General features: G+C 32.5%; 15 protein-coding genes and 5 tRNA genes. 12 read left to right on the top strand and 8 right to left on the bottom strand.

Annotated features, from left to right (window positions below; translation table 11 throughout):
- Nucleotides 1-67: 67 nt before the first annotated feature.
- Entirely contained in the window at nucleotides 68-1,456 is a 1,389-nt protein-coding gene (locus tag HXZ74_RS08035) for a glycine-rich domain-containing protein (protein WP_286474767.1), read from the top strand.
- On the opposite strand, the gene HXZ74_RS08030 is transcribed toward HXZ74_RS08035, so the two are convergent.
- The 8 genes from HXZ74_RS08030 to HXZ74_RS07995 all read right to left on the bottom strand — a co-directional run bounded on the left by HXZ74_RS08030 (nucleotide 1,453) and on the right by HXZ74_RS07995 (nucleotide 11,521).
- The gene (locus tag HXZ74_RS08030; protein ID WP_286474764.1) at nucleotides 1,453-4,836 is read right to left on the bottom strand and encodes a DUF8818 domain-containing protein; all 3,384 of its coding nucleotides are present in this window, start codon (nucleotides 4,834-4,836) and stop codon (nucleotides 1,453-1,455) included. The two genes, HXZ74_RS08035 and HXZ74_RS08030, sit on opposite strands and share 4 nt — an antisense overlap.
- A gap of 93 nt (nucleotides 4,837-4,929) precedes the next feature.
- Nucleotides 4,930-6,561, bottom strand: a complete 1,632-nt coding sequence (locus HXZ74_RS08025) for an ArnT family glycosyltransferase (RefSeq protein WP_286474761.1) — start codon at nucleotides 6,559-6,561, stop codon at nucleotides 4,930-4,932.
- Nucleotides 6,545-7,180, bottom strand: a complete 636-nt coding sequence (locus HXZ74_RS08020) for a lipid-A-disaccharide synthase N-terminal domain-containing protein (protein WP_180905754.1) — start codon at nucleotides 7,178-7,180, stop codon at nucleotides 6,545-6,547. The genes HXZ74_RS08025 and HXZ74_RS08020 overlap by 17 nt, the downstream gene beginning before the upstream one ends.
- Nucleotides 7,180-7,893 (bottom strand): glycosyltransferase family 2 protein, encoded by a 714-nt coding sequence (locus HXZ74_RS08015; protein ID WP_286474759.1) that lies wholly within the window; start codon nucleotides 7,891-7,893, stop codon nucleotides 7,180-7,182. Before HXZ74_RS08015 ends, HXZ74_RS08020 begins: the two co-directional genes overlap by 1 nt.
- A 124-nt stretch (nucleotides 7,894-8,017) precedes the next feature.
- Nucleotides 8,018-9,067: a glycosyltransferase family 9 protein gene (locus tag HXZ74_RS08010; protein WP_286474754.1), complete on the bottom strand. Its 1,050-nt coding sequence runs from the start codon at nucleotides 9,065-9,067 to the stop codon at nucleotides 8,018-8,020.
- 124 nt (nucleotides 9,068-9,191) lie between these two features.
- Nucleotides 9,192-9,896 carry an SDR family oxidoreductase gene (locus HXZ74_RS08005; RefSeq protein WP_038330800.1) on the bottom strand — a complete coding sequence of 235 codons (705 nt, stop codon included), beginning with the start codon at nucleotides 9,894-9,896 and terminating at the stop codon, nucleotides 9,192-9,194.
- Nucleotides 9,897-9,903: 7 nt separating this feature from the next.
- The gene (locus HXZ74_RS08000) at nucleotides 9,904-10,680 is read right to left on the bottom strand and encodes a hypothetical protein (RefSeq protein ID WP_286474752.1); all 777 of its coding nucleotides are present in this window, start codon (nucleotides 10,678-10,680) and stop codon (nucleotides 9,904-9,906) included.
- Between the two features lie 64 nt (nucleotides 10,681-10,744).
- On the bottom strand, nucleotides 10,745-11,521 hold the full coding sequence (locus HXZ74_RS07995; RefSeq protein WP_286474750.1) for an enoyl-CoA hydratase/isomerase family protein: 777 nt from the start codon (nucleotides 11,519-11,521) through the stop codon (nucleotides 10,745-10,747).
- Between the two features lie 253 nt (nucleotides 11,522-11,774).
- Between HXZ74_RS07995 and HXZ74_RS07990 the strand changes: the two genes are divergently transcribed.
- The 11 genes from HXZ74_RS07990 (at nucleotide 11,775) to HXZ74_RS07940 (ending at nucleotide 17,931) form a co-directional block, all read left to right on the top strand.
- Nucleotides 11,775-13,169: an anthranilate synthase component I family protein gene (locus HXZ74_RS07990; RefSeq protein WP_286474748.1), complete on the top strand. Its 1,395-nt coding sequence runs from the start codon at nucleotides 11,775-11,777 to the stop codon at nucleotides 13,167-13,169.
- Nucleotides 13,170-13,172: 3 nt separating this feature from the next.
- Entirely contained in the window at nucleotides 13,173-13,736 is a 564-nt protein-coding gene (locus HXZ74_RS07985) for an anthranilate synthase component II (RefSeq protein WP_038330810.1), read from the top strand.
- A 4-nt stretch (nucleotides 13,737-13,740) separates the two neighbouring features.
- Complete coding sequence (trpD, locus tag HXZ74_RS07980) at nucleotides 13,741-14,727, top strand: anthranilate phosphoribosyltransferase (RefSeq protein ID WP_038330811.1); 987 nt, start codon at nucleotides 13,741-13,743, stop codon at nucleotides 14,725-14,727.
- On the top strand, nucleotides 14,724-15,509 hold the full coding sequence (gene trpC / locus HXZ74_RS07975) for an indole-3-glycerol phosphate synthase TrpC (RefSeq protein WP_038330813.1): 786 nt from the start codon (nucleotides 14,724-14,726) through the stop codon (nucleotides 15,507-15,509). The genes trpD and trpC overlap by 4 nt, the downstream gene beginning before the upstream one ends.
- The gene (locus HXZ74_RS07970) at nucleotides 15,506-16,177 is read left to right on the top strand and encodes a phosphoribosylanthranilate isomerase (RefSeq protein WP_038330814.1); all 672 of its coding nucleotides are present in this window, start codon (nucleotides 15,506-15,508) and stop codon (nucleotides 16,175-16,177) included. The genes trpC and HXZ74_RS07970 overlap by 4 nt, the downstream gene beginning before the upstream one ends.
- 11 nt (nucleotides 16,178-16,188) lie before the next feature.
- A complete protein-coding gene (trpB, locus tag HXZ74_RS07965; protein ID WP_114998786.1) occupies nucleotides 16,189-17,373 on the top strand; it encodes a tryptophan synthase subunit beta in 1,185 nt (394 codons plus the stop codon).
- 60 nt (nucleotides 17,374-17,433) lie between these two features.
- Nucleotides 17,434-17,508: transfer RNA gene (locus tag HXZ74_RS07960), tRNA-Pro, on the top strand.
- Nucleotides 17,509-17,558: 50 nt separating this feature from the next.
- Nucleotides 17,559-17,633, top strand: a tRNA-Pro gene (locus tag HXZ74_RS07955).
- A 24-nt stretch (nucleotides 17,634-17,657) separates the two neighbouring features.
- A tRNA-Arg gene (locus HXZ74_RS07950) sits at nucleotides 17,658-17,731 on the top strand.
- Nucleotides 17,732-17,750: 19 nt separating this feature from the next.
- A tRNA-Ser gene (locus tag HXZ74_RS07945) sits at nucleotides 17,751-17,834 on the top strand.
- Nucleotides 17,835-17,856: 22 nt separating this feature from the next.
- Nucleotides 17,857-17,931, top strand: a tRNA-Pro gene (locus HXZ74_RS07940).
- Nucleotides 17,932-17,944 lie beyond the last annotated feature (13 nt).

Raw genomic sequence — 17,944 nt, 5'->3', positions numbered from 1 at the left:
CAACTATTAACTGATAACAAATTGAATTAATTTATTTTGTTAACAGTTAATTTTCTAAACGACACTTATGAATTTTGATAAAATTTGGAATGATACATTAGCATTTGAATTCGATTCTAAAAATGATAATTACGGTTTTACAGTTCGGTTAGCTAAAGAAAATTATTGGACATATGAGTTTACTCAAAAAGCAATTTTAGAGTACAAAAAGTTCATGTTTTTAGCTGCAATCAATGATGAAATGGTTTCTCCATCAGAAATTGTAGATACGGTTTGGCATCAACATTTAATTTTTACAAAATCGTATAATAAATTTTGTAAACTATTAGGAAAAAAAATTCAACACGTGCCATCAACGCACAATAAGGAAGATTTTGAAACTTTTGTAAATGCAAAAAAACGAACTAAAGAATTATATCTTCAACATTTTGGCGAGCAAGACAAAAGTATTTGGGAATATTCGTCAATGTTCGATAGTTTAAATCTTAAGAAAAGTAATTTCAAATTGCGAACAGCTCTTATTATTGGGCTCAATATTTTTATCGCGCTAACAATTCCTTTTTATTTTATCTTAAAACCATTCTATTCAACTGTTAATTCTGAAGAATTTTTTATTGGAATAATCCTTATAAGTTTAGTCGCGTTTGGGTTTCTTTCGTTTTACAATCATAGAAAATTAAACAGTTTAACTCAACACTTTGACAATTCTTCTTTTATTTTCAATCTTTTACCAAGCGAATTAGTATTTCTAAAAAATGATGGTTTGAAAGATTCAATTCTAATGTTAATAAATAAAATGATTCATGAAGAATCTCTTTATTTTTTGAATGACAAATTGTATGTTTCTACACATGCAAAAGCTCACTCTAATGAAGAAGCTGTCGTTATTAAACAAATAAAAGCAACAAAAAAAGGACTCACTTATTTAGAAGTCTTTCAACTGTTATCTTCTACTCCTCTTTTTAATAATATCTCAAACGCAATGTTGGCGTTTAAAAAGTACATTTTAAAATCTAATTTTTTTGCTAAATTATTTTTACTAAATTTTTCTATTTTAAACGTTGTTCTTCTACTTTCTTTCACACGTATTGTGACAGGATTTGTAAGAGACAAACCTATTCTATATATCACAATATTCACGATTATTTTAGCAATTGCAATTATTTTTTATTTAATTTTCTTAATCAATTTATTCTTTCAAAATATTTTACCTCGTCATTACCATAGCTATGTTTCAGAAGAAACTAAAAGTAGTTTGGATTGGCAATTTTTATTTTTAGGTAGCGTTGTCTTAGTTCCAACATTAGTTATCTCTATGAATGCTTTTTACTCTATGCCTCAAAACAACTCAGGAACTCATGGTTCTTGTGGAAGTGGAAATTCTGATAGCTCGTGTGGTAGTAGCTGCGGTAGTTCTTGTGGTAGCGGTTGTGGAGGATGCGGTGGCGGAGACTAAAACCTCGCTTGTACTTGCACACTTCCAGTATGTATTGGTTTATTTTCTTCAGTTTTTCGTCCATCATATGAAATATTCAATTGCAAAAAACTTGTGATTTGTCGTTGAATTTGTAACTGCCAAACAAAATTATTTCCAGCGCGTAAACCTTCCATCATTTGATTTCCAACAACAGATTCTTGATTTCCGATAAATTTATTATTGATAAAACTAAAACTTCCCAACAAACTCATTTTATCCGAACTATTCCATTGAATTTCTGTTCCTAAATCTGACTGATTTAATTGCTCTTCACCCGAAACATTCTTCTTATTTTGATAATTATAAAACAATGACGCAACAAGATTTTTTTCTGTTTGATAAGTCATTTTTGGTGATAAACGAAGATTATTTAACTTATATCTTCTACTCAAAAATAATTCAGAATCGCTGTTAATCACCATATATTCGGTATCGAAACTTGCGATTAAATCTTGCAAAATCTTATAACGTGTTTGTAACAAATAACTGTCCGAATCACGGTATTCAGAACCTGTATAAACATAGGTTTGGGATTGTTGTTGATTGTAAATAAAATTCGACGACCATTTATATTGTGTTCCTTGATTAAAGAAAATCGACGAACGAATACTTCTTGTTTTGCCTAAAATTTGAGTAGAATTTGTAAAAGGATTCCATTCTAAGGTCGTTCCTTCCTTGCGCAACGAATTACTTGCCGAGATATTTTGCTGAAACATCCAACGATTCCAAAATTCATTTTCGGTATTGAAAACTTGTTTTGGACGAAAACGCAACGTAAAATTGAATTGATTTTTATTCGTTTTCAAATACTCAATTGTGTTCGTATAAACGCGAATATAATTTGCTTGATCGATAAATTCTGCCACTTCAAACTCATCAATTTGCTCAATTCCATCACCGTTATAATCCGTCCATTTGTAAATTCCCATTCCATCCGAAACTTTTACGTACTGAAATTCACGCTGCGGTTCTACTCCACTTCCCACTTCATAATCTACATTTAACTGTAAACCTTGATTAAAAAAAGCTTTGTACCACTTTACGCTTCCTGTCATAAAATCTTCGTTCGGCGCATCTAAAAATTGATAATTAACTCGTCGATAATGGAAATTTAAACTTAATTGATGATTTTGTTTTTGGATTAAAGTTGAATTAAAAATAGCACCTTTACTTTGTTGAATATTTTGCCAAGTTCCTAAACGAACCGAATCGTCTTGACGTTGATAAACCGTCAAATCAATTTTATGACCTATCGAATCTGCAAAACCTCCTTTCAATTGAAATTCATTCCATTTAAAACTCAAATCTGATTTTTGATTTTTTGTCAAATCATCCATGTCATTATTTTCGCCCCAAACTCTTGCTCCAACCCAAAATTTATTTCCAATTTTTCGTTTTCCATCCACCATATAACGCGCGAAATTGGTATTTTGAAACGTTGCTTTTGTTGACAAAATATTTGCTTGCGCAACAATTTCATCTTTTTCAGTTTTGTAATTCGCATCAAGTTGATTTCTCAAACCTTTGTACAAACCAGTATTTTCAAGATAATCGAATTTATATTGTGCAGTAAATTTTTCTTTCCAAGATGAATTAATTTTCGCCGTAATAAAATTCTGATTAACACCACTTAATTCTTGTTCCAAATTAAAATCTCGAGCAAATTCAACAGCTCGTAAACGCTCGGCACTTTTATAATTTTTGTTGATAAAATTCCATTCTGCATAAGGTGTAATTTTCCAATTTTTGAAAGAAAATGTTTTTTCACCATAAACACGAGTTGCTAAACCAGAATTGTTTTGATCATCAATTGAAGAAAATAAATTTTGATCATAATTACTCAAACCTAAATTAAAACCAATATTTCCATTATTTTTCAATTGATATTGACCATTCAACGTATAAATCTGCAATTTTTTAGGCGAAATTAATTGCTTTATTGGTTCATAATCACCTTGTAAAACTCCAGCAATTGCTTCGTTATATTGAAAAACTTTTCCGTTTTGATTCGCATTTATTTGTCGATAACTTCCCTGATTCGCACCAACATACGTGAAAGCCACTTGATACAATCCATCATTTGGATCCGTCGAATATTCGAAAATATCTAAGCCATTTTGATTTACTTTTCGATACAAGATTTTATTCGAATCATAGGTCGTTTTCTCAGCAGAAACTGTGTACATTTTATCAGGATCATTTCCTGCATTTGCCAAAATTTGCTTTTCAGCATCTGTCAAATCATTTCCAAGCGAATTATTTTTCGAATCTCCTTGAGAAAAGAAAAAACCTGACAATTTTAATCGTTCCGATTCGTATTCAGCGCCTCCATAAAGTAAAACTTGTGAATAATTTCGAGAATTGTACAAATACTCCACATTAATGCGCGTATTTGCGGTAATCAATCGATTTGAAGTAAAAGAAATTTCGCCCGTATTGTAATTAATCACATAATCATTTTGCTCTCCTCGCTCCAACAAAACGCCATCAATATATACTTTTTCACTTCCCGAAATAATAATCACATACAATTCGTTATTTTTTCCAGAAAGCCTGTAAGGACCTTGATTTCCGTCTTGTCCAACAAAATTAACGCGCATAAATTCGCCTCGTGTAATACTTCCCGAAGCAAAAATATTGGTCGACGACTTTTCGCCTTTCAACTGAGTTGATAATTGTAAACCTGTTACTTTTTGATTAAATGGATTGAAAAAATCTCTTTCTTGATTTGTATTAATATCAATATGACCAGCTCGAATTTTTGAGTTTTTACTCGCTAATTCAATGTAAACTTTGTCAAATTCTTGCAAATTTTGCGTGTATCCATCCGATTCTATTGGCACATTATTATCCGCAATTGCTGCATTTACCGTAATATCGTCCGATAATTTTCCAGACAATTCCAAATCCAAAGAAGATTGCACAGACGCACTTTGATTATTTCCAAAACGAATTCCACGAACCATTGAACCTTTGCTATTCAAACCATCAAAAACATCTTTGTTCGCTTGTTTTGAATTCGGTTCTATTTGATGAAAAATATCAACTGGTTTCGCATCGTTGACAATAATGCTCGGATTTTTAGCATAAAAAACAGATTCTGCTAATTTTGGATTAACGAAATACTGAATTTTCACCATTTGTTTGGCGATTGATGAATTAAAATAAACTTCGTTTCGTTCGAAATTTATCGTATAAAATTCTTTTGAAATGGGATTTCCTGTCGAATCTAAAATTTGAAATTTTTCGGATAAAATTCCTTTATTTTTTAGCTTTATCGTATCAGAAAGTTGAACAGAATCTTGTTTAAAATTAGGATTTTTCCACCCAAAATGTTGAGCAAAAACAAAACTGTTCACTAACCAAAAACATAGAAAAAATAGAATCCGAAACTGCAAAAGATTTTATTAGAATAACGAAAATTTAAGCTAAAAATTTTACTCGAAATTTAATCACTTTTTTTGAATCAAATAATAGTTTCTTTGAATACGATCGTTATAATTTTTTTGACCTTTCGAAGAATGATTCAAATCGACCACACCAATTTTTTTGATTGAATAATTATTGAAATGATCCGCAAAAAAAGTAGAATCTGACAGACTTGCTAACATTCCAAACTTCTCTTCTTTCGGGAAAATAGTTTTCTTTCCATCGTTAATTGCGGGAATTGAAGTCCCATAATCCAACACTATTTCTGGAACAAAACTTTGCCATTCGTATGTTTTAATTTGATTTTGCTGTTCTAATTTCTTTAGATTTTTAGCAGAAGAATACAACTCTTCGGAAAAAGTTAATTTAGAAAGTGGAAATCCAAATGCTACAACCGAGCACATCAATAAAATAGTTGAGTAAAATATCTGTTCAAATGATTTTATCTTTAATCCTTTAAAAATTGAAATTCCTAAAATTAATCCAACAACAGCAAAAGGAATCGACCAAACTAAAAATTCTGACAAACGATCTTTTGTATAAATAAAAACACCAACTGAAATCGCAACTCCTATTATTCCGTATAAACCAAACGTAAAATTGGTAAAATATCGTTCGGTTTTATTTGATAAATTTTTAAATTCTAATCGTAAATATTCGATATAAAAGCCAATATTCATCGCTAATGGAATTAAAACTGGCAATAAATATCTTGATTTTTTTTCTGGAATTACAGACAATAAAACCACCGATAAAATTGTCCATAACCAAGCAAATTGATAAGCTTTTCTGTTTGCAACTTTACTTTTGAGATAAGGATAAATCAAACTTACCAAAGCTGGAATTGTCCATAAACCCGATTGTGTAAAGAAACTCCAATAGTAATAAATTGGGCGAGTATTGTAACTGTGCCAATTATTTACTTCCTTTTGAGAAGCGGCTAAAAAATGTGCTGCATCAAAATATTTAACATACATCATCCATGCAAATCCTACGACGCAACCTAATATTATCGTTAAAATTGTGATTCCTAAATTTTTTCCTAATTTGTATCTATAAACAATAAAATAAGCAATTAAAAACGGTAAAAATAACGCATACAACGAAACTGGACCTTTGCTCATTATCGAACATCCTAACAAGAAAAATGCAGCAATAAAGTTGAAAAAATTAAATTTTGATGATTGAAATTCTTTCACCAAAAACAATATCGCTCCCATCACAAAACTATGCGTGTACATGTCCCAATTGTTGTCTCTTCCAGAGAAAAACACGTAAAATGAAGTGATTAAAACCAATGATGAATTAACAACTTGTTGTTTTGTTAAATCGAAATGCGTTAATGTTTTATAGAACCAAACGACCAATAAAATGGTAATTAGAACAACTGGAATGCGTAACCAAAAAAAGTTTTCGAAACCAAAAACACTTCCAAAAGCAGCCGTAATCCAAGTTGGTAAAGGAGGCTTTTCATAACGAGGCAAACCGTTAAGCGTGGTAAAAATCCAATTTCCATCATGTACCATTTCTCGCGCCGAAATAATGTTTCGAGCTTCCATAATGTTCGTTTGTAAAACACCAAGATTGACAAACAACATCAAAATTGTTACGATGATTAAAAATAAAACTGAATTTTGCTTAATCCACTGAACCATTTTTTTCTTTTCGTTTGATTAATATATTTCGAGCATAAACGATAAATCCCATAAAATGACCAACAAATAAAACGGGATCTTTTCGAATAATCGCGTAAGTTAAAATCAACAATGATCCTGTTAAACTAATTGCCCAAAATCCCATTGGTAATTGCGATTCGTGTTTTCGTTCGGAATAAATCCATTGATAGACGAAACGAAATGTGAAAAGTACCTGAGATACGACTCCTAAAGATAAAAGCCACATCGGAATTTTTTCGTTTTTGAATAATAAATCTACATCAAAAATTCCGTTATTGAAACCATATAAAACAATTAATGCAGGAAAAATATACAAGAAAATGCGTACTATTTTCGGAAATTCTTTCCAATGATTTTGTAGTTGAATATTTCTGATATAGATATAATACGTCAATGTTTGTCCCAACATAATCGAAAAATCATGACGTAAATAACCATATAAAAATAGCAAAACAGAGGCAAACAAGCTAACTTCCCAAAATAATTTTGGTGTAAGAACTTTCTTATTCTTTTCAGAAACAATCCATTGTAAAATAAGACGACTCGAAAAAAGTGCTTGTGCAAGAAAACCAATACTGATGATAACCCAATTTGGCATTACGCTCTTTCTTGAATTTTATAATTGATGTATTTTTTCTTCATCCAAACAAATGCAAAACAATCCATTAACGGCCCTAATAAACGGTTCCATAAATTGAATTTTGATTTGCCCGCGATACGAGGAAAATGTTTGACAGGAACTTGAGTAACCGTTCCATTTTGTAATAAAATCATAGCTGGTAAAAAACGGTGCAATCCTTTGAACATCGGAATTTTCTTCGCTTTTTCAGCATCTATAACTTTTAATGGACAACCCGTATCATCCATTCCGTCATTAGTAAATGCTCTACGAATAGAGTTGGCAATTTTAGATGACATGTTTTTCACGAAAGAATCTTTGCGATCTGCACGAACTCCAGTCACCAAATCATATTGATCTGCTAACGCTAATAATTTATTGAAATCTTCTGGATCAGTCTGTAAATCAGCATCGATATAACCAACCCATTTTGATTGCACTGTATCAAAACCAGCTTTTATAGCAGCAGATAAACCATAGTTTTTGTCAAAAGAGATATAATGAAAAGCTTGATTTCTATTACAAATCTCTTTAATAAGAGCCAAACTTTTGTCTTTAGATCCATCATTAATCAATAAAATTTCAGTCTGTTTTATTGACTTTGACAGATATTGATTCATTGTTTCTTCCAATCTTATCAAGTTATCTTCCTCATTATAAATTGGGATGATAATTGTAAACTCTGTTGACATTTTTGTATTATTTCTGAGGACAAAGCTATGAAATAATCAAACGAAATTAAAATATTTTTGAAATAGCTAATTTAGTTCATATCAAATCGATACAAACTTTATTCAATGATAAAAAACAGCTTTTTTAAACCAATAATTTATCCATTTCTTGAACAAGAATACCCTTATCTTCATTATTAATCAAGACTACAGCATTCCCGTTTCCATAAGGTTTATAACGTGCCAAAAAGTTTTCACACTTAAACAAACCAATTGTTTTTGTAGGCGCGGCACAACTCAAATGCATCATACCAGAATCGGCTGCAATCACAAATTCGCAACTTTTCATCACGGCTGCAATTTCTCTCACATCTTTACTGTAATAAGTAGGCAATCTATGATTTAACATCGAAATATTTTCGACAGGTAAAATTTCAATTAAATTATATTCTTGCGAATATTTTGGATAAAATAAATTGTAAAATTCTGTCCACCATTCTTCATCATAACATTTTGCACCAGTTGCATACGTAAAAAATGCCAACGTTTTCTTTGAAGGATCTTGAATCAAATCATTTAACATTTCTATTCCTTTCGTAGACTCTTGCTCTGTTAACTGAATATTTAGAGTTGGAATATTTAGAGTTTCTTCTTGATTTTTAAATAATTCTAAATATTTTCTGAATTGATGAACTGGATATTGTGCTTGATGAATATGAATTTCTTGATTCAAATTCATTTCAAATTCATTTCCGAAAATTTTATATTTAGAATTCGCAAAAGAAGTTGAAAGTCGTCCTGAAGATGAATTTTTATCAACATTAATCACTAAATCGTAATCCTTTTTCTTGATTTTTAGCCAAACTTTAGCGTATTGAATCAATTCTTTGAAAGGTTTTTTAGGTAATTCTATAATTTGATCAACTTGAGGATAGTTCTCAAAAATAATCGGAGCGACCTTTCCTTTTACAAATAAGTCAATTTTAACATCTGGATTATATCGGATAATTTCCTGAATCAAAGGTGTAATCAATAGAATATTCCCCAGACGCTGATTGGGTCTGTTTATCAGCACTCTATTAAGTTCAAGAGGTTTTTCTTTGTCTACTTTTGGTAAATTACCATCACCTATTCCTCCTGTTAATCGACGCATAATTGTACGACGAAAATGATTGACTGATTTTTTAAAACTCATTAAAAAGGATTCATTAAAAAAATACCTTTATTGTATTTCTTATTTTTCCACGAAACTATGTAAACTATTGGTAATTACGAAATATTTTCTTCATAAAAAAAGATCTCTTATCGAGATCTTTAAATTATTTTGTTTTCGTAGGACGAACTTCTATTTTACTTGGCAAAACATTTGGATTCATTTTCAATAAATCAACGACCATTTGTCCTAAATCTTCGGGCTGAATTTTCCATCCATCCTCAGAATTTGGCACATGATCATTAAAATTTGAAGTCACAGAACCAGGCATAATCGTTGTACATTTGATATCATAATTTCTCAAATCTAACATCGCAGCCTGCGTAAAACCAACAACGCCAAATTTCGAAGCATTGTAACCAGCTCCATTCGCAAAGAAATTTGTTCCAGCCAAAGAAGCAATCGAAATATAATATCCTTTCGAAACTTTTAATGCTTCAACTGAAGCTTTTATCGTATGAAAAACTCCCGTCAAATTTGTATCAATCATCGCATTCCAATCTTCTAAAGAAAGTTCATCAACTGGAGCAAACTTCCCTAAACCAGCATTTGCAATGACAATATCCAAACGTCCAAACGCAGAAATAATCTGCTCAATTGCATTTTGTTCATCTTCGAAATGTCTCACATCCGACTGAATTGCCAACACATTTTGATTTCCTAAATAGTGACGCGCTTTTTCAACATCATCAATATTTCGTCCAGAAATTGCTACTTTTAAACCATTTTCTACCAATGATTTTGCAATTCCTAATCCAATTCCTTTTGTTCCGCCCGTTATATAAGCTACTTTACCTTCTATATTTTGCATAATTATTTTATTTTTGATTCAACCAATTCCATTTACCATCTTTTCGGTAAATAAATCCGCCTTCTTTCGCATTATCTTGATGCACATAAATCGCATCATAATCTAAAGTTACGATTTCATTTTTAGAAACTCCATTTAAATTTCGTTTAACTCCATCTTTATAATTCGAATAAAGTGGCGTTCCTTTTGGAATCATCATCAACGTTCCGAAATCATAATTTGTAATTTTGAACGGATCTTTTGCTCCTCCCAAACCATAAATTTGACTTCCTTTTTTTAGATTGTTTACTATAAATAAACGTACATTTCCTTTTGTATCAATCATTCGATACAAATAATCCACCACGCCATCTCCAAAAAAATCGCCTTTAATTGCGAAACATTTATAAGCTGTAGCTAAATAAAATTCGCTAAAAGCTGGGTGTGTAGAAATTTCTGTTTCGAATTGATTGACAAAATTTTGTTGCGTGATTAAATAACCACTAAATGCATACAAATCGCCTTGAACAGAAGAGTCACTAACACCTTCATCCAGAATTAATTTAGACGAGCTAACATCCAATTTCACCCAATTTCCACTTTTTGCTTTCCCATTATCTTTGATTGCAAACGCTTCACCTTTTTCTGAAATTTTAACGGGATAACCGTACGGAATTTTACCAATTCGTTTTCCATTCGGACTTGTTCTAACAGTCAATCCTTCTTGTGCTATAACTTGATAAATTTCTTGTGAAAACACAACAGAACTCATCATCAAAATGAATCCAACAACTATTTTTTTCATGATGTAAAATTAAAAAGCTTCAAGTAATCTTGAAGCTTTTATATGAACTATTTTAAATTAAAATTTACTTAAAATTAGGTTTTCTTTTCTCTACAAAAGCAGTTGTTCCTTCTTTGAAATCTTCTTCATCAAATAAATTTCCGAAACTTTCAATTTCAACCTCAAAACCATTGTCTTTATCCGACGCATTAATCGCTCTAATTGCATGACGAATCGCTACAGAAGAATTTCTAGAGATTTTAGTCGCAATTTCTTTCGCACGGTTGATTAATTCAGCTTGTTCCACGACTTCGTTCACTAAACCAATCTCATATGCACGTTCAGCTGTAAACATATCTGCTGTCATAATTGCCTGCATTGCACGACCTTTTCCAATTAATTTTGGCAAACGTTGCGTTCCTCCATAACCAGGGATCAAACCTAATGTAACCTCTGGTAATCCTAATTTTGCATTGGTTGATGCAATACGAAAATGGGACGCCATCGCCAATTCTAAACCTCCACCTAAAGCGAAACCATTAACTGCAGCGATTACAGGTTTTTTAGAATTTTCAATTTTATCAAAAACATTTTCTTGACCTTTTGCAGCTAATTGCTCTCCTTGACGACCATCAAAATTTGCAAATTCTTTGATATCAGCACCAGCAACAAAAGATTTTTCACCAGAACCAGTCAAAATAATTACTCGAATAGCGGGATCAGAATCCGCATCAGTAAAAAAGTTTGAGATATCATCTAATAAATCTTTGTTCAATGCATTTAACGCTTGCGGACGATTTAAAGTAACTAACGCAATTTTATTTTCTACTTCAACAATCAGATTGTTATAATTATATTCCATTTTGTTTGTGTTTTTATTATTTACTCAAAAATATTAATTGTTGAGTCAACTAAAAAATTTATCAAAAAATAATTTGTACAATTCAAAATCCTTTCTAAATTTGTCACAATGAAAACATTATTTACAAATAACTGGTGGTGGAATATCGGACAACAAAACGTTGGTTCGTAAGACCTCTATGCAGTTATATGTAGAAAAGGCTTGTCGTAACCGACAAGCCTTTTTTTGTGCTCTAAACCTAAATATTTAACAAATGAATTTAACTTTTAACATACAGAAAGAAACTGTTTTAGCGGATTTAACGACTCCTGTTCAGCTTTATTTGAAACTTCGAGATATTTATCCGAATGCCTTATTATTAGAGAGTTCTGACTATCATTCGAAGACAGATGCTAGCTCTTTTATTTGCCTTAATCCGATCGCAACTTTTAAGGTTACAAACGGAATGGTAAATGAAACGTATGCGAATGGAGAAACAAAAGAATATACGTTGAATGCTCAAGAATTGACAGAAAAATTCAAAGAATTCACCTCTCAATTTGCTATTCAAAATGGAGAAGATTTACCTGTAAATGGTTTATTCGGATACATTGCTTGGGATGCGATTCCTCATTTCGAAACAGTAAAATTTTCATCTAAAGGAAATGAAGCAACGATCCCAGAATTTTCATATTCATTCTATCAAAATATTGTGGTCTTCAATCATTTTCATAACGAAATTCAGTTTATCGAATATCAAAATGATGAAACAACTTCTAAGTTTTCTGAAATTAAAAGTGTTATCAATAACAAATCAATTATTGAATATCCATTTAATGTCGAATCTGAAATTCAATCGAATTTAACAGATGATGAATTTAAAGAAATGGTGACAAAATGTAAACAATCTTGTTTCCGTGGAGATGTTTTCCAAATTGTTCCTTCTCGCCAATTCAAACAAAAGTTTTCGGGGGACGAATTCAATGTTTACCGCATTTTACGCTCTGTAAATCCTTCGCCTTATTTGTTTTATTTCGATTATGGAAATTATAAAATCTTCGGTTCTTCGCCAGAAGCGCAAATTATCATCAATAATAATCATGCAGAAATTCATCCAATTGCAGGAACTGTTCGTAGAACAGGAAGTCCAACTTTGGACAAAGAATTAACCGAAAAATTAATCGCCGATCCAAAAGAAAACGAGGAACATGTGATGTTAGTCGATTTGGCACGTAACGATTTGAGTCGAAATTCTGCTGATGTAAAAGTCGCACAATACAAAGAAATTCAGTATTTCTCGCATGTGATTCACATGGTTTCGAAAGTGACTGCGCAATTAGATCCAAGCGTGAATACAATGAAAGTTTTTGCAGATTCTTTTCCTGCCGGAACACTTTCTGGCGCGCCAAAATTCAAAGCAATGGAATTGTTAGACGGTTACGAAAATCAAAATCGTGGCGTTTATGGTGGCGGGATTGGCTATTTAGGATTCAACGGAGATATCAATATGGCGATTGCGATTCGTACGTTCGTCAGCAAACAAAATACCTTATATTTTCAGGCTGGTGCTGGAGTTGTTTCCAAGTCGGTCGAAGAAAATGAATTACAAGAAGTCAATCATAAATTAGGAGCGCTTCGTCGCTCAATAGAAATCGCTCAAAATCTATAAACTATGAAAATTTTAGTTATCGATAATTACGATTCGTTCACCTATAATTTAGTGCATTCGCTAAAGAAATTCGCCGATGATATTACCGTTGTTCGTAATGATGGAATCGCTTTGGAAGAAGTAAATAATTATGATAAAATATTACTTTCTCCTGGTCCAGGAGTTCCTGATGAAGCCAATTTATTGAAACCAATCATCGAAAAATATGCTGCAACAAAATCTATTTTTGGAGTTTGTTTAGGTCAACAAGCAATTGGAGAAGTTTTTGGAGGGAAATTATTAAATACACGAGAAGTTTTTCACGGAGTTGAATCAACTATTGAAGTGATAAAAGATGAAGTGTTATTCAATAATTTACCGAAAAAATTAGAAGTTGGACGTTACCATTCTTGGGTAGTTTCGAACGAAGATTTTCCTGAAGAATTAGAAATTACAGCAATTGGTCCAAAAGGAGAAATCATGGCTTTGCGTCACAAAACCTATGATGTTCGCGGTGTTCAGTTTCATCCAGAATCTATTTTGACGCCACTTGGAGATGAGATGATTAAGAATTGGTTAGAAGCTTAAAACGATGAAAAAATTATTAAATTTATTATTCGAAAATTATACTTTGAGCGAAGATGAAGCATATCAAATTATGGTGGAAATTTCGGAAGAAAAATATTCAGCAGTCGAATTAGCTTCTTTTGTTACCATTTTTAATATGCGCAACATTACATTGGAGGAATTAAAAGGTTATCGCCGAGCTTTGTTAGATTTATGTATCAAAGTTGATTTGCCAAAACAAGCGATTGATGTTGTAGGAACGGGAGGTGATGGGAAAGATACCTTTAATATTTCGACATTAAGTTGTTTTGTTTTGGCTGGAGCTGGCGAGAAAATTATCAAACAAGGAAATTATGGAGCATCGTCTGTGAGCGGTTCTTCGAATATGTTGGATAATTTTGGTTATGAATTTTCTGTTAATCAAGATAAACTAAAACGTGAATTTGAAGAAGTTGGAATTACATTTTTACATGCACCACTTTTTCATCCAGCTTTAGCGAAAGTTGCTCCGATTAGAAAAGGTTTGGCGGTAAAAACATTTTTCAATTTGATGGGACCTTTGGTAAATCCAGTTCAACCAGAATTTCAAAATTTGGGAACATATGATGTCAAAACTGCTCGATTATATCATTATGTGATGCAAAATTCGGGTGTGCAATATTCGATTTCAACTGCCTTGGCTGGTTATGACGAAATTTCGTTGACATCTCCTACAAAAGTGTACAATAATTCGGGTGAATTTGTTTTAGAAAGTAAAGATTTTGGTTTAAGTATTCTTCAACCTGATGAGATAAAAGGCGGAAAATCAATCGAAGAAAATTCTAAAATATTTTTAAGCGTTTTAGAAGGAAATTCAACCAAAGCACAAAAAGAAGTTGTGTTAGCAAACGCTGCTTTAGCGCTTAAAACAATTTATCCAACCAAAGATTTAATCGAATGTGTAGCGATTGCGAACGAAAGTTTAGACAGTAAAAATGCCTTGAATGTATTCCAAAAATTAATGAAACCATGAAAACGATATTAGACGAAATTGTCACGCAAAAACGTGTTGAAATTTTAGAAAAACAGAAAACTCAATCAATCGAAAGTTTTAGAAATTCGGAAAATTTCTTGCTTCCTGTAAAATCTGCAAAAGCTCCAATTTTAGATGAATCAAAATCTGGAATTATTGCAGAATTTAAACGTAAATCTCCTTCAAAAGGTTTTATAAACAAAGATGCAAACGTAAAAGAAGTTGTTTCGGGTTATGAAAAATTTGGTGCTTCTGTGGTTTCTGTTTTGACGGATGAACAATTTTTTGGAGGAAGTTTTGATGATTTGCAACAAGCAAAAGAAGTTTTAAATATTCCAGTTTTGCGCAAAGATTTTATTGTTGATGAATTTCAAGTGTACGAAACGAAAGCGATTGGTGCAGATTTGATGTTGTTGATTGCAGAATGTTTGACGAAAGATGAAGTGTATCATTTAGCGAAAACAGCTAAAGAAATTGGCTTGGAAGTTTTGTTAGAATTGCATTCAGAAGATCAATTAGAAAAAGTAAATGAATTCATTGATTTGATTGGAATTAACAATCGTAATTTGAAAAATTTTGAGGTTGATATTGAAAAATCGAAACAAATTTTGAAACAATTACCAACCGATTTAATCAAAGTTGCGGAAAGTGGAATTTCTGATCCAAAAACAGTAAAAGAATTAAGACAAGCTGGATTTCAGGCATTTTTGATTGGTGAAAATTTTATGAAAGCTGAAAATCCTAGTTTAGCATTTGAACAATTTGTAAAAGAATCAAAATGAAACGTTTTCAAGTAAAAGTTTGTGGAAACAATAACATCGAAAATTTCAAAGAAATTGCAGCAGTCGAACCTGATTATGTTGGCTTTATTTTCTATCCAAAATCAAAACGATTTGTAGAAGATGAATCTGTTTTTGAAGTTTTTCCAAATGCAGAAAAAGTTGGTGTTTTCGTGAATGAATCTATTGAAAATATTCTTGAAAAAGTTGAACAATATAAATTAGATGTTGTGCAATTGCATGGTGATGAAACATCAAGATTTTGTGAAGAATTAATCAATCGAAAACATCAACGATTACTAACTGATGAAAGCTTTTTAGACTTTAAAATTTGGAAAGCTGTTGGTATAAAATCGATTGAAGATTTTCAACAATTAACCACTTATCAACAAGTTGTTGATAGTTTTGTTTTCGATACAAAATCAAGTGATTATGGCGGAACAGGAAAAAAATTTGATTGGCAATTGTTAACAAACTATCAGTTATCAACACCCTTTTTATTAAGTGGAGGAATAACATTGGAAGATGCATTTATCTTGAAAAATTTTCAACATCCGAGATGTATTGGATTTGATATCAATAGTGGTTTTGAGTCAGCACCAGGAATAAAAAAAACTGACGAAGTAAAACAGTTTATCGATACAATTGATGGACGAATTGAACAAAATTAAAAATAAACAAAATGAAATACGAAGTTGACGAAAGAGGTTTTTATGGTGAATTTGGAGGAGCATTTATTCCAGAATTATTACATCATAATTGTGAAGAATTATCTGAAGCTTTAGCCCTATATGCAGATACAAAAGAGTTCAAAGATGAATTTAATTTGTTGTTAAAAGATTACGTTGGTCGACCAAGTCCATTGTATTTTGCACCAAATCTTTCCAAAAAATATAACGCCAATATTCTTTTAAAACGAGAAGATTTGAATCACACAGGAGCGCATAAAATCAACAATGCAATTGGTCAGGCACTTTTAGCGAAACGAATGGGTAAAACCAAAATTATTGCCGAAACTGGTGCTGGACAACATGGTGTTGCTACTGCTACTGTTTGTGCGTTGATGGGATTAGAATGTATCGTTTTTATGGGAGAAATTGATATTTCTCGTCAAGCTCCAAATGTTGCGCGAATGAAAATGTTAGGAGCAGAGGTGATTCCTGCAACTTCGGGAAGTAAAACATTGAAAGATGCAACAAATGAAGCGATTCGTTATTGGATTAATAATCCTGAAACTTTTTACATCATTGGTTCTGTCGTTGGGCCTCATCCTTATCCAGCAATGGTAACCAAATTTCAAGCGATTATTTCGGAAGAAATTAAAGCACAAATGAAAGAGAAATATGGAAAAGAGAACCCTGATTATGTGATTGCTTGTGTTGGTGGTGGAAGTAATGCTGCGGGAGCTTTTTATCATTTTTTAAATGATGATTCAGTCAAATTAATCGCGGTTGAAGCGGCTGGTTTGGGCGTAGAATCTGGAGAAACTGCCGCTACAACAATCAAAGGAACGGAAGGAATTATTCATGGAAGCCGAACATTATTGATGCAAGATAAAGATGGACAAATTGTTGAACCTTATTCAATTTCGGCTGGATTAGATTATCCTGGCGTTGGTCCTTTACATGCGCATTTGTTCAAAACTGGACGTGCTGAATTCTTAAATGCAACAGATGATGAAGCCTTGGAAGCTGCTTTTATGTTGACAAAAGAGGAAGGAATCATTCCTGCATTAGAATCTTCTCACGCTTTAGCTGCTTTAGAAAAAATTAATTTTAAACCGCAAGACATTGTGGTTCTGAATCTTTCAGGAAGAGGGGATAAGGATTTAGAAACATATATGAAAGTTTCCGAAAAATATTCTTAAAAATATTTGGTTAATTTTCAAAAATCACCTTACATTTGCACCCACGATAATGAAATCTATCGGGGTGTAGCGTAGCCCGGTCATCGCGCCTGCTTTGGGAGCAGGAGGTCGCAGGTTCGAATCCTGCCACCCCGACAAAATTTTCATCCGAAAATAGAAAGATTTATCGTAAAGAATGACCGAATCGGGGTGTAGCGTAGCCCGGTCATCGCGCCTGCTTTGGGAGCAGGAGGTCGCAGGTTCGAATCCTGCCACCCCGACAAAATTCAATGAATTTTTGGATCGGTCCAGTAGCTCAGCTGGATAGAGCAACTGCCTTCTAAGCAGTAGGTCTCAGGTTCGAATCCTGACTGGATCACACGTTTTATTAAAAACCAGGAGAGGTGCCAGAGCGGTAATGGAGCAGATTGCTAATCTGTCATCGGGAAACCGATGCCAGGGTTCGAGTCCCTGTCTCTCCGCATTTTTTTTGAATGACCGAATCGGGGTGTAGCGTAGCCCGGTCATCGCGCCTGCTTTGGGAGCAGGAGGTCGCAGGTTCGAATCCTGCCACCCCGACAAAAACCTTTGT

Origin of the sequence: Empedobacter sp. R750, from assembly GCF_030324345.1 — a bacterium.
GTDB classification, from domain to species: domain Bacteria; phylum Bacteroidota; class Bacteroidia; order Flavobacteriales; family Weeksellaceae; genus Empedobacter; species Empedobacter falsenii_C.
Note: the sequence above shows the minus strand (reverse complement) of the source record. Positions and strands in the feature narration are given on the sequence as shown.

Bases quoted from the DNA above. Each gene is read 5' to 3' on its own strand.
- HXZ74_RS08035 (WP_286474767.1), top strand. From the start codon at position 68: ATGAATTTTGATAAAATTTGGAATGATACATTAGCATTTGAATTCGAT.
- HXZ74_RS08025 (WP_286474761.1), bottom strand. From the start codon at position 6,561: ATGGTTCAGTGGATTAAGCAAAATTCAGTTTTATTTTTAATCATCGTA.
- HXZ74_RS08020 (WP_180905754.1), bottom strand. From the start codon at position 7,180: ATGCCAAATTGGGTTATCATCAGTATTGGTTTTCTTGCACAAGCACTT.
- HXZ74_RS08015 (WP_286474759.1), bottom strand. From the start codon at position 7,893: ATGTCAACAGAGTTTACAATTATCATCCCAATTTATAATGAGGAAGAT.
- HXZ74_RS08010 (WP_286474754.1), bottom strand. From the start codon at position 9,067: ATGAGTTTTAAAAAATCAGTCAATCATTTTCGTCGTACAATTATGCGT.
- HXZ74_RS08005 (WP_038330800.1), bottom strand. From the start codon at position 9,896: ATGCAAAATATAGAAGGTAAAGTAGCTTATATAACGGGCGGAACAAAA.
- HXZ74_RS08000 (WP_286474752.1), bottom strand. From the start codon at position 10,680: ATGAAAAAAATAGTTGTTGGATTCATTTTGATGATGAGTTCTGTTGTG.
- HXZ74_RS07995 (WP_286474750.1), bottom strand. From the start codon at position 11,521: ATGGAATATAATTATAACAATCTGATTGTTGAAGTAGAAAATAAAATT.
- HXZ74_RS07990 (WP_286474748.1), top strand. From the start codon at position 11,775: ATGAATTTAACTTTTAACATACAGAAAGAAACTGTTTTAGCGGATTTA.
- HXZ74_RS07985 (WP_038330810.1), top strand. From the start codon at position 13,173: ATGAAAATTTTAGTTATCGATAATTACGATTCGTTCACCTATAATTTA.
- trpD (WP_038330811.1), top strand. From the start codon at position 13,741: ATGAAAAAATTATTAAATTTATTATTCGAAAATTATACTTTGAGCGAA.
- trpC (WP_038330813.1), top strand. From the start codon at position 14,724: ATGAAAACGATATTAGACGAAATTGTCACGCAAAAACGTGTTGAAATT.
- HXZ74_RS07970 (WP_038330814.1), top strand. From the start codon at position 15,506: ATGAAACGTTTTCAAGTAAAAGTTTGTGGAAACAATAACATCGAAAAT.
- trpB (WP_114998786.1), top strand. From the start codon at position 16,189: ATGAAATACGAAGTTGACGAAAGAGGTTTTTATGGTGAATTTGGAGGA.